The sequence below is a fragment of the Vallitalea pronyensis genome (assembly GCF_018141445.1).
In the GTDB taxonomy this organism is placed as follows: Bacteria; Bacillota; Clostridia; order Lachnospirales; family Vallitaleaceae; genus Vallitalea; species Vallitalea pronyensis.
In genome coordinates, this window is the sequence record NZ_CP058649.1 from 1,152,555 (window position 1) to 1,164,637 (window position 12,083).

Annotated in this window: 9 protein-coding genes; 8 read left to right on the top strand and 1 reads right to left on the bottom strand. The window is 39.7% G+C overall.

Annotated features, from left to right (window positions below):
* Nucleotides 1-741: a response regulator transcription factor gene (locus HZI73_RS04765; RefSeq protein WP_212697117.1), complete on the bottom strand. Its 741-nt coding sequence runs from the start codon at nucleotides 739-741 to the stop codon at nucleotides 1-3.
* A 167-nt stretch (nucleotides 742-908) separates the two neighbouring features.
* Between HZI73_RS04765 and HZI73_RS04770 the strand changes: the two genes are divergently transcribed.
* The 8 genes from HZI73_RS04770 to HZI73_RS04805 all read left to right on the top strand — a co-directional run bounded on the left by HZI73_RS04770 (nucleotide 909) and on the right by HZI73_RS04805 (nucleotide 12,061).
* On the top strand, nucleotides 909-1,859 hold the full coding sequence (locus HZI73_RS04770; RefSeq protein ID WP_246552361.1) for an ABC transporter permease: 951 nt from the start codon (nucleotides 909-911) through the stop codon (nucleotides 1,857-1,859).
* Between the two features lie 12 nt (nucleotides 1,860-1,871).
* Nucleotides 1,872-2,741, top strand: a complete 870-nt coding sequence (locus tag HZI73_RS04775; RefSeq protein ID WP_212697118.1) for a carbohydrate ABC transporter permease — start codon at nucleotides 1,872-1,874, stop codon at nucleotides 2,739-2,741.
* A gap of 82 nt (nucleotides 2,742-2,823) precedes the next feature.
* A complete protein-coding gene (locus HZI73_RS04780; protein ID WP_212697119.1) occupies nucleotides 2,824-4,437 on the top strand; it encodes an extracellular solute-binding protein in 1,614 nt (537 codons plus the stop codon).
* Nucleotides 4,438-4,499: 62 nt separating this feature from the next.
* A complete protein-coding gene (locus tag HZI73_RS04785; protein WP_212697120.1) occupies nucleotides 4,500-5,498 on the top strand; it encodes a glycoside hydrolase family 130 protein in 999 nt (332 codons plus the stop codon).
* Nucleotides 5,499-5,601: 103 nt separating this feature from the next.
* Complete coding sequence (locus HZI73_RS04790) at nucleotides 5,602-6,933, top strand: hypothetical protein (protein WP_212697121.1); 1,332 nt, start codon at nucleotides 5,602-5,604, stop codon at nucleotides 6,931-6,933.
* 42 nt (nucleotides 6,934-6,975) lie between these two features.
* The gene (locus HZI73_RS04795) at nucleotides 6,976-9,504 is read left to right on the top strand and encodes a hypothetical protein (RefSeq protein WP_212697122.1); all 2,529 of its coding nucleotides are present in this window, start codon (nucleotides 6,976-6,978) and stop codon (nucleotides 9,502-9,504) included.
* A 150-nt stretch (nucleotides 9,505-9,654) separates the two neighbouring features.
* Entirely contained in the window at nucleotides 9,655-10,788 is a 1,134-nt protein-coding gene (locus HZI73_RS04800; protein WP_212697123.1) for a LuxE/PaaK family acyltransferase, read from the top strand.
* Entirely contained in the window at nucleotides 10,772-12,061 is a 1,290-nt protein-coding gene (locus HZI73_RS04805) for an acyl-CoA reductase (RefSeq protein ID WP_212697124.1), read from the top strand. The genes HZI73_RS04800 and HZI73_RS04805 overlap by 17 nt, the downstream gene beginning before the upstream one ends.
* Nucleotides 12,062-12,083 lie beyond the last annotated feature (22 nt).

Sequence of the window (12,083 nt, forward strand, 5' to 3'; positions counted from 1 at the left end):
TTAACTCCTAAGGGATTTTCTGTATTTTGAAGGCGTTACATCATAATATTTCTTATAGGTTTTTATAAAATGATAATAATCATGTATCCCTACCTGCTGACCAATTTCTTGTATGGAAAGGGTTGTGGTTTCAAGAAAGGTTTTGGCCTTTTCCATTCGAATGGATAGTAGGTATTCTGTGAAGGTTTTACCGAGTTCTTTCTTAAACAATTCACTGCAATAGGATTGGCTGATATAAAATTGTTCGCATAAGTCATTTAATTGAAGTTTTTGATTAAAGTGTGGCTTTATGTAATTTAAAAGATTGTTAAAATGAACATTGTAACTCATCACGTCGGTATCAAGGGGTATCGAACTGGTTTTCTTTGTTTTTAAGTGAGCAGCAAGTCGTTTTAGAAGGGTGTGATTGCTATCTTTTTTTAAGGGTTTTAAACAATATTCAAAAGCACCTAATCGAATGGCTTGTTGCGCATAAGCAAATTCATCGTGACCGCTGATAATAATGAACTCTGTGTTTAGACCATTTTCTCTTGATATGGAAATGAGATCCAGACCGGAAATACCTGGCATACGAATATCTGTAAAGACAACATCTGGCTTTTCTTTTAGAATCACTTCTAGAGCATACTCAGAATCCGTTGTTTTATCAATGACGTCAAAACCCATGTGGTGCCAATCAAAAATCTTGTGAAGTCCTGCTAATGTCCAAGGCTCGTCATCTACCAAAATGACCCGATACATAACCAACCCACCTCCTAGCCCATAATCAAAGTTAATTCATTATAACAAAAAAAAGTACCAAAAGCCAATAAAACATAAATCTACACAAAAAAACCAGAGAAGCATCCATTTTGTTTCTTGTCTTTTCCATGTAGAATGAATGCATACACAATGAAAGGAAGTCAGCGATGAGACAAGAAATGGGATTAAGATTGAAGCAACATCCTCACAAAAAATTTGTAAGAGATATACTTAGGAATAAATATATCTATCTACTGCTCTTGCCTGGTATATTATTTTATCTGCTCTTTGCGTATGGTCCTATGTATGGTATTATACTCGCTTTTAAAGATTATACCTTCAAAGGTGGTATTCTAGGGAGCCCTTGGGTTGGACTGGAAAAGTTCAGAATGCTGTTTGTAGAACCTGAGTTTATTCAAGCCTTTAAAAATACCATTATCATCAGCTTTGGGAAAATTATTTTTGGATTTCCTATTCCTATCCTATTGGCCATCTTGTTAAACGAATTGCGGTTTAAGAAATTCAAGAAAACACTTCAAACGGTTTTCACCTTTCCACATTTTCTATCATGGATCATTATTTCAAGTATTGTGTTGAACATTTTTGGGAATCTAGGTGCTGTGAACAACTTGTTATCTGTTCTTGGTTTAGAACGTCAGCATTTTCTTGCGGATAAGCAGTTATTTCGCCCCTTATTGTACATCACAGATATTTGGAAAGAAGCAGGATGGAGCAGCATCATCTATCTGGCTGCTATATCAGGTATTAATCCAGAACTCTATGAGGCAGCTACCATTGATGGTGCCAATCGTTTTCAAAAAATTCGTTATGTGACATGGCCGGGTATGCGATCGGTGGCAGAACTGCTGCTACTCTTAAGTATTGGTCAAGTGATGAATGCAGGATACGGCTTTGACCAAGTCTTTAACTTATATAACCCAACAGTCTATGAAGTTGGCGATATCATTGATACCTTTGTCTATCGCATCACCTTCCAGCGTCCGCCTGATTTTGGGTTTAGTACTGCTGTGGGTTTGTTTAAGTCCGTGATTAATTTCGGCTTACTTGTGACAGCGGATCGTGTGGCAAAAGCATTAGGACAGCGAGGGATATTCTAGGAGGTGAATACATTGAAAAAAAGAAAAATGACGGGTTTTGATATAGCAATCATACTCTTATTGGCATTCTATGGGTTATTGATTCTTTATCCTTTTTATAATAGTTTTTTAGTGTCTTTAGTACCTCAGAATACGTATACCAAGACACCTTTTATGCTATGGCCCAGTGAGATTGATCTAAAATCGTATCAATTCATCTTTTTATCAAAAAAATTCTGGTCGGGCTATCGGGTCACGTCCATTGTAACGGTTGTAGGCGTTCTCTATAACATGTTTTTAACGGTAATCACCGCTTACGCCTTATCCAAAAATCATTTTAAAGGAAAAGGGCTTGTACTGAATTTTATTATTTTCACCATGTATTTTAGTGGTGGGCTCATTCCTTACTACATGTTAATTAACAGTTTGGATTTAACCAATAAGATTGCGGTTATGATTCTCCCTACGGGTATTAATACATTCTTTATGCTGATTATGCGTAACTTTTTTTCAACCATACCTAAGAGCTTAGTGGAATCTGCAAAAATAGACGGGGCTAATGAAATTCAAGTATTAATCAAAATTATCTTGCCTGTCTCCAAGCCTTCACTAGCCACTATCGGCTTATTTTATGCGGTGGATCGATGGAATGAATGGTTTAATGCCATGTTATTTATACGAGATGGCAGTAAACATACCCTTCAATTGGTGTTAAGAAGGCTTATCTCACAAGTGCAGTCAGCAGAATCTGGAAATATTCCAGATATCGTTAAGGATGGGTTATTTCAAGACGGGGTAAAAATGGCAGGGGTCTTTGTGACCATACTTCCCATTATGCTTTTATACCCTCTCTTACAAAAGTATTTTATGAAAGGTATTATGATTGGTGCTATAAAAGGATAGCTGGTATATGATTGCGGTTCATCACATGCAGATGACCGAATTATGTAATAAATATTGATAAGGAATGAAGGAGGAAGGCTTTATGAGACTTAAAAAGATTGTTTCTATACTCACAATACTTATGATGATTGGGGTATTATTAGCAGGTTGTTCAAACAAAGAGAAACCTGCAAATTCCAATGATTCAGCAAACAAGGGGAAGGGTACAAAAGACAGTTCACAAGCAGATACATCAACGGACAATCCTTTTGAAGAACATATGGAAATAAGTTTTGGTTGGTTTACTGGGGAAATGGAGCAAGATGACCCTGTTTTACAGAAGATTCAAGAACAATTCAACGTGACCATTGTGGCCAATCCACTTAGCTGGAACGATAGAAAAGAACAAGTTAATGTGATGGTGAATACAGGCGATATGCCTGATATCCTATTTTATGAGTTAGAGAAAGGACAATTGAGTGATTGGGCAGAAGGTGGTGCCATTAGACCCCTTCCTGAGATTGATGACCGTTTTCCACATCTTTTAGCTCTAAAAGAAAAAATGACTGTTGGTATATCAAAAGCAACAATGGATGGTCAGCTATGGGCATGGCCAAAATTCAATGGTGCTAATCGGCACAATGCTTTATCCTTACATATGTACGTCTATAGGAAGGACTGGGCTGATGAACTAGGAATCACAAAAGATGTCTATACCTGGGAAGAATTCTTAGACGTAGCAAGACAATTTGCACAGAAAGACCCTGGTGGTAATGGTTCAGGCAAGACCATTCCTATTGCCGACCAAGACTTTGCAATTACATCACTGATTAGAGCATATAACATTTATGCAGACCAATATAAAAAAGTAGATGGCCAATATGTATGGGGACCAGCCATGCCAGAAACAATGGAAGGCTTAAAAGCCTTTAAAAAAATCTATGACGAGGGATTATACTGGCAGGATTTCTATACAGGTAAAGGCTACGATGCCCATGCCCTATATGAAGCTGGCTTAGTGGGGATTTATTCCGATAATTTTGTTATCAAAAATATTGAGCAGTTAAGAACCAAACTACGTAACGCCAATCCAGATTGGACAGATGAACAAATATTTGAAGCCACTGCACTGATGAAAGTAAAAGGTCCAGATGGCAAGTATTGGGCTTATGAAGTGGAAAACTCTTGGTCCCATGATATCTATAGCAGTTCCGTGGATGATAAAAAAATGGAAAGAATCATGTATATTATGGATTGGTTAGCCTCTGAAGAAGGGACACGCCACGTATTCTTTGGTGTGGAAGGAGTTGACTGGGAAGTAAAAGATGGTGAAGTCATTACCCACTGGGAAAAAGATGAAAATGGTATACCTCAGAAGCCAACGTACCCAGCTCGAGACCTAAGAGCCATGTCCCTTCTGTTTGAAGATACGGATTACATCAATCCCATGTTTGCACAAAACTCCATTGACATGGCTGAAGAGTGGATTTTAGAAAGAACCAACAACCCCACCAATGTGGCTGAGGTTAATTTAGAACTCCTTGATGTCACCACACCAAATTATTTGAAATATGGTACGTTAGGTGCTGATTTTGGGGATAAGATAAAAGAAATTATTGTGACATCCACCTATGAAAGCTTGGAAGATGACTGGCAAGAGTGGTTAGACATGATGAGCCCCAAAGTGGATGCTGTCTTAGAAGAGCTTAATCAATAAAGCTTCATCTATAGTATAGGACGTCTAGCATTGCCAGTGGCTTAGAAAGGAATAGAACAGAAATGAAATTAATGAAATACGAAAACAATCCCATTATAAAACCTAACAAAGCTAACCAATGGGAAAATTTAGCTGTATGTAACCCCGGTGCATGGTATGAAGCGGGTAAGTTCTATTTGCTCTATCGTGCAGCAGGTGATGACGAGGACCATTATATTTATATCGGCTTAGCAGAGAGTGATGATGGCTTTCATTTCAAAAGATCGAGCAATACACCTGTTTTATCGCCTACACCCAACAGTTTTGATGGGGGCTGTGTAGAAGACCCTAGAATCGTCAAATTTGGGGATACGTATTATGTGACATATGCCTACAGACCCTATCCTCCCGGACAATATTGGTTATTTGAACCGGATGAAGTCCGTTCTTATGATGTTGGGGAAGATGCGCCTCTATGTCTGAAAAAGAATATTGCAAATACCGGATTAGCCCTATCAAAAGATTTGAAAACCTATCAAAAATGTGGGAGAATCACCAAAACAAACTTAGATGATCGGGATGTCATTTTATTTCCAGAAAAGGTTGGAGGTAAATATGTGAAACTGCATCGCCCAAAAGAATGGGTTGGAGAAGCCTATGGATGCGACTATCCATCCATCTGGATAAGCTTTTCCGATGATCTAATGGAATGGCATGACAGCCAACTGCTTGCCAAAGGTGAATGCCCTTGGGAAAAGAAAATCGGTGGCAGCACACCGCCTCTTAAAACCCATAAAGGCTGGTTAACCCTCTATCACGGTGTGGATGATGAAGGCATTTATCGCGTAGGGGCTATGCTTCTTGATACCCATGACCCGACTCGCATTATTGCCAGAGCTTCCGATTATATTATGGAACCAGAACATGATTATGAAACAGAAGGATTCTATGAGGGCTGTGTTTTTCCAACAGGGAATGTAATCGTAGGAGATACCTTATATGTTTATTATGGTGGAGCAGATAAATATTGTTGTGTAGCTACTTGTTCCGTCTCAGAGCTTTTAGATTTCTTACTACAATAGCAAATATAGCATAAGGGCTGTCGTATAAAGCATTTTATTAGCTAGCATTTAAGACGATGTTGCTTTATAGACAGCCCCTTAAACGTATACAAGGAGGGGAAATATGACAATAATGAACATGCCGTCTATCACAAAAAACGAATTAGGTATAGGTGTAGAGTGGGACCCCAGTGACAACTATGAGCTGACACATGAAGAATGGGATATAACCTATGAACGATTAGATTTCATGCGTGTGCGTTTTATACGGTGCATGTATAATGCAGACTATTACTGCAAGGGATTTGACCAGGACAACAACCCTATATATGATTGGCAGTCTAGGCAGATGAAAAATATTGAAAATATACTGACCTACTGCGAAGAAAAAAATGTGTCTGTGATTGTTGGTGAATGGAGCAAACCCAAATCTCTAGGCATTACATCCTCATGCGACCCTCGATGGATTCGTATGATTGTGGATTTTTTAGAACACATGCTTCCCAAATACACATGTATTAAAATCTATAATTTTATCAATGAACCCGATGGTGAATGGGGGATTGATGATAATGAGGACCCTTATGAAATATGGAAAAAAGGTATCACCTGTTTATCCAATGCTCTTAAAAAAAGGCACCTAAGAGATCGGATATTGCTAACAGGACCAGATGTCTGGTATCATATCGATTGGATCGATAAAATCATAGAAGACATACCGGAGACCATTGATATCTACAATGTCCATCATTATGCCTCGGATAATAGCATTATCAATGGTGAAATCGAGAAATTTGTTAAGAAAAAAAGGGAACTTATCCATCATCAAGATACCCCGTCAAAAGCCTTTTACATGGGTGAAGCAGGGCTGGTAACGGGTAAAGATGCGTACTATGACCAACAACATCGGGTGAAGAATTTTGACTACGGTGTCTACATGGCCGATTATATTATTCAGAGCATGCGAGGTGGCCAAACAGGTATTATTATGTGGATGCTGGATGATATTATGCATAATGCACCAAACACATGTCCAGAAGATAATATGTTCAAAGTATGGGGATTTTGGAGCAGTTTTTCCAAGGAAGAAACCCCATTAAGACCTTGGTATTATCCTGTGGCTCTACTTTCAAGATATTTTCCAGCAGGTTGTCAAATCCATCACATGACAATGGGAGGGATAGGTGTAAGGGCCGTTTGTGGTATCGTAGAAAAGGGTGATTGTATGGACTATACCCTTGCTTTTGTCACACATGAAAAAGAAGAACAAGTGCTAGATGTAGCTCTACCCCATACAAACAAGACAACCCTTTCACACTACCATTATTTTGAGTCCTCAAGACCAACAGATGAGCAAGGTTTTCCAGTTCCTGTTGCAGTATTAAAGGACGTTAAGGACAAAGTCACCATACAGCTGCCGTCTAATGGTATGGTGCTGTTGACAACCATGACATAGACAGATATAGCATCAGTTGAAAAGATATGTTGGAGGGAAGTTATGAAAGTAAAAGCAGTTATGATAGTGATCTTGCTGTTATGCATAGGCTGCACCAAGGTGGATAAGCCCATAGATGAACAAAAAGAAGAAGCCAATGACAACAAGGAGAAAAGTGCTGTAGAAGCGTCAATCAATGAAGACCCAAGGGATGAGATAGTAACGAAAGAACGCACAAGAATATATCCAGATAATCGTAACATCAAGTATAAAGGACGAATCGATTTTGAAAATGCAAGACAGCCCATACTGTATTGGTCAGGTTCAGTCATTCAAACCCATTTTGAAGGAACATCCCTTAACCTTCATTTTGACGATGAAGGTGGGAAGCATGGGCAGAATTATTACAGTGTTATCATTGATGGGCAGGAAACCGTGCTAGCATGTGAAAAGGGAAAGCAGGTCTATACCGTTGCTGAAGACTTAGATGATACGGTTCACAGCCTTAAGATTGTGCGAAGAACAGAAGGATGGGACGGTGGTACAACATTTTTAGGCTTTGATATTGACCCTGGTAAACGTATACAGACACCATCGGATTATGCCAAGCTTCGTATAGAATTTTTTGGTGATGGTACCGTAAGCGGCTATGGCATGGATGATGCAAAAGGAGAATCCAAGGAAACCAAAAATAAGAATTATACACAAACCTTTGCTGCCATAACTGCCCAGAATCTAGAAGCTGAAGAACATGTGACGGCTTTAAGCGGTTTAGGTATCATGAAGAGTGATGAGCTGGATGAAACCATGGTGGATTATTATTATCGAACAGACATTCACGGTATGAAGGTATGGGATTTTAAAGCGTGGATGCCCCATATGGTCATCATTCATCTGGGTCAAAACGATTACCGTATGCTCCAAGATAGACAGCCAGAAGAGATTAAACAAGCTTATGTTTCTTTTATCCATAAAATAAGCAAAAAATACAACCATAACGTGGATATTGTATTAACCTTAGGCGGTACGGAGTCCATGGATTCATCATCACCTTTCCCACAATACATAGAAGAAGTCGTACACATGCTTCGTGAACAAGAACAAGTAAATACCATTCACTACATGTTATTTAATGATTGGGTATCAACAGAACAGCCTAAGGCGGCTATCCATAAAAAAATGGCAGAACAGCTCACCAAGTTCATCAAAGAGCATATAACCCATTGGGATAAAAAAGGAGAACAGCTCACATATGATCTGCAACGGACCCAACAAGATTTTTATGGCTTTGGTGCGCAAGTCTGGGCATATGGTGCCACAGATAAGTATCCTGATTTACCTAGTATTCGGGAAAAAGCCCTTGAAGCATTAAACATTCAATACATAAGAATAGAGAATTATCTTGAATCAGCCACATGGGAGGATATGAAGAAGTTAAGGGAAGTAACGAATGACAAGGGTATTGAATGGATTTATATGATATGGTATGGACCTAATCATGTTGCCCATAATGGTATGCTTAAAGACCCTGAAGGCTTTGGCAAATGGTGGGCAGAGCATGTGGAACAATTGTATCAACAAGGTATTGAGGTGGAGTACATTGAATTAATGAATGAACCTGATAGTAACGGTGAGTGGAGTTTGGGTATTGCTCCTAAGGAATATTTTCAATTGGTTCAACATGTACGAAAAGAGCTGGACGAAAAAGGATATGAGCAAGTGGGCATTGTTGGACCAGGTTTGACAGGTATTAAGCATGGCAGGCCTGAACAGTATATAGAATGGTTTAAGGATACAAAAGCTGAAGATCTAAGCATCTGGTCAACCCATATATGGATGGACGATCAAAGTGGTTTCTTAGAAGGTGGCAGGTCCATTGAAAAAAGTTGGTTACCTTTTGAAGAATCCGTTCAAGAGGTTAACCCTCATAAGCCTGTTTTCGTTACAGAATATGCAACAAAGCAATCAGACTATCACAATCATTATTATAAAATGCCCGATAACTTTGGTTCCTGGGATGATGAAAAAGTCTTTCCTTATCATAGTGTATCCAATGTCATACCATATGCAGTAAGGGTCTATGAAAATACATTGGCTTTACTGAACAGCGGTGCCAATAGTACTCTGGTCTGGCAGTTAAATGATGAGCCCACAGAAGTGCATCGTAAGAGCAAGTCTTGGGGATTGGTAGATTTATGGGGAAATCCAAAACCCGTTTATCAGGCACTTTTAACCTTATTCCCACATATTCCAGTAGGTGCTCAAGTGATAGAAGCACCCCATCAACAAGCACATCAGCTCTATAGCGGATGCTTTAAGGATGGGAACAAGATTATACTCGGTATCGCCAATGGCAACGATAAAACCTATAGCACCACGGTACGTCTTATAAACGCACCAGCCCATTTAGTGGTGAAAGATGCTTTAGCTTTTGAAGGGACATATTATGGAAGCGCTTTAACCGGAGAACCAGATAGAGGTACCATTGTAAATAGAACAGTGGGTATAGAAAATATGGGTGATGGTACGTATGATATACATGTAACACTGCCTAGAGATAGCACATTAACAGTGATTTTAGATACAGAGTAGCGGAACATGAATAGATAGTGCATGTAAAATAGCGGTTGTCTTTCTTAATGGAGATAGCCGTTATTTTATTGGCTGTATATTAGTTGTTGTCAAAAGAAAAGTATGGTAGCATTAAGACATAACAGGTGTATTTTACAAAGGAGGGTTTACATGGAAGCCATTGAACAATTATTTAAATATAATAGAATCTATGATCATCAAGGGAGCAGCCCTCTATTTATCAAAGCTATGAGGGAATCCATAGGTTATCATGTCAACCATTGTTCATTTTATAAACAGTTATTAGAAGAAGCTGATTACCATGTGGACATGCTAAAGACAGAAAAGGACCTTGCTCAAATACCTACCATACCGGCACATTTCTTTAAATATCATGAGATTATGAGTATAGACCCCTCACAGGTGGCTATTCATGCAACGTCATCTGGAACGCAGGGACAAAAGAGTCAGGTGTTTCTTGATAAGAATTCTGTTCGGCTTGGCACCAAGATGATTATAAAAGCGATGAAATACCATGGGCTTATATCACTACTACCCACCAACTATATGCTTTTAGGCTATGAGCCGCGAGAAGGTAATGCCATGGGAAATGTTAAAGTGCTCTTAGGTATGATGCGTTTTGCACCTGCTGTTGGTAAAGCTTTTGCCCTTCGGTCAGTAGGTTCAGATTATCATATTGATTACTTTGGTATCATGGCAGCACTTAAACGATATGCCAAGATGCGGTTGCCTGTACGTATGCTAGGTTTTCCAGCCTATCTCTACATGCTCTTAAAAATGCTTCAAGATAACCATATGACCTTTAATCTCAGCAATAAGTCTGTGATTCTTACAGGTGGCGGTTGGAAACAATACAATGATCAGGCTATTGATAAAGAAGAACTTCACGGGTTAGTGGAATCCGTATTAGGGATTCCAGCCAAAAACTGCCGTGATTTTTACAGCGCTGTAGAGCACAGTGTGGCCTATCCGGAGTGCAAGCACCATCACATGCATGTACCCATTTGGAGCCGTGTGGTAATTCGGGACGTGAAGACTCTTGAACCTGTAGGTTTCGACCAGCCAGGATTTCTAAGCTTTATCAGTCCATTGGTATCATCCATGCCCATATCTTCCATTATCATGGGGGATATGGCTGTATTACGAGACGGTAGACAATGCGGCTGCGGCATTACAACACCTTATTTTGAAGTCCTTGGGCGTGCAGGAACAAGCAGGGGGAAATCATGTGCCATGACAGCAGCTGAGTTCATGAAAGGAGGCAGCCATGGAGCATCTATTTAGAGGAGAAACCCTAGACGGTTCAATACAAAGTCATCACATCCATAAGCTACAAGAACATCTGGAACAAGATTTACTTTTAGAACCATTAGCTCAGAATATCGTCATCGACGCAGTGCATCAATTAAGGATGACAATGGATATGGAATCTTTAACCAAAGAGTTGGTGGAACAAGGTGTGAGTCCATGGAAGGCAAAAATCTTAATAGCTGCCATGGGAGAATTATTTACAACAGATGCTTTATGGAAGAAAATCCATAGGGAACTAGATGACACCCTCTATGAGTGGAAGAACGTGGAGGATGGTATAGAAGAAAGGTATGAGCCATACGGGGTAATGCTGCATATAGGGGCAGGCAATGTGATCGCTCTATCGGTTATGAGTATCATTGAAGGCTTGTTAACAGGGAACATCAACATACTAAAACTTCCTTCATATGAAGGTGGTATTTCCATGAGGCTGTTAAAAGCATTGGTGGACATAGAACCAAGACTCAAACCCTATATTTATGTGTTTGACATACCGTCCAGTGATACAACAACATTACAAGCCATTGCTGGTCTGGTTGATGGGGTCATTGTATGGGGGTCAGATGAAGCTATAGGTGGAATTCGTCAATTAGCACCGCCACATTTGCCTCTTATTGAATGGGGGCATCGGATGAGCTTTGCCTATTTCACAACCCATGATGAGATGGAAAGGGATATTGCCGCCTTAGCTAAAGAAATCTGTATCAGTGACCAACAATATTGCAATTCACCACAATGCGTGTTTTATGAGACGGAAGATAAGGAAGCACTAGCGTCATTTGGGCAAACTTTATTACAGGCCCTTATAGCAGCAAATGAGCTGTATCCACCAAGGGAGCTAGACATAAGGGAACAAGGGGAGATTACATGGGCTCGTCAGCTTATTAAGATGGAAACCATACTGGGTGATAAGCAGTTATTCATAGACCCTTTACAACAAGTATCCGTCATGATGGACAATCAACCCATGCTTAAGCCATCACCACTCAATCGAAACATATGGCTGATGCCCATCAATAGAAAGACATTGATGAAGGTCTTACGTGAGCACCATGGGCACCTACAGACCGCTTCCCTTAGTTGTTCAGAGAAAGAACATGACATATTATCCCGTATCTTCTACAGGGCAGGGGTTACCCGAATAACTACGTGTGGAACCATGTCAGAGACCTATGCAGGTGAACCTCATGATGGCGTCTATACCCTTAGACAATATGTGAAGCGGGTAAGTACGCGAAGGTCATAAGTATGATAGTAACAAACCAATA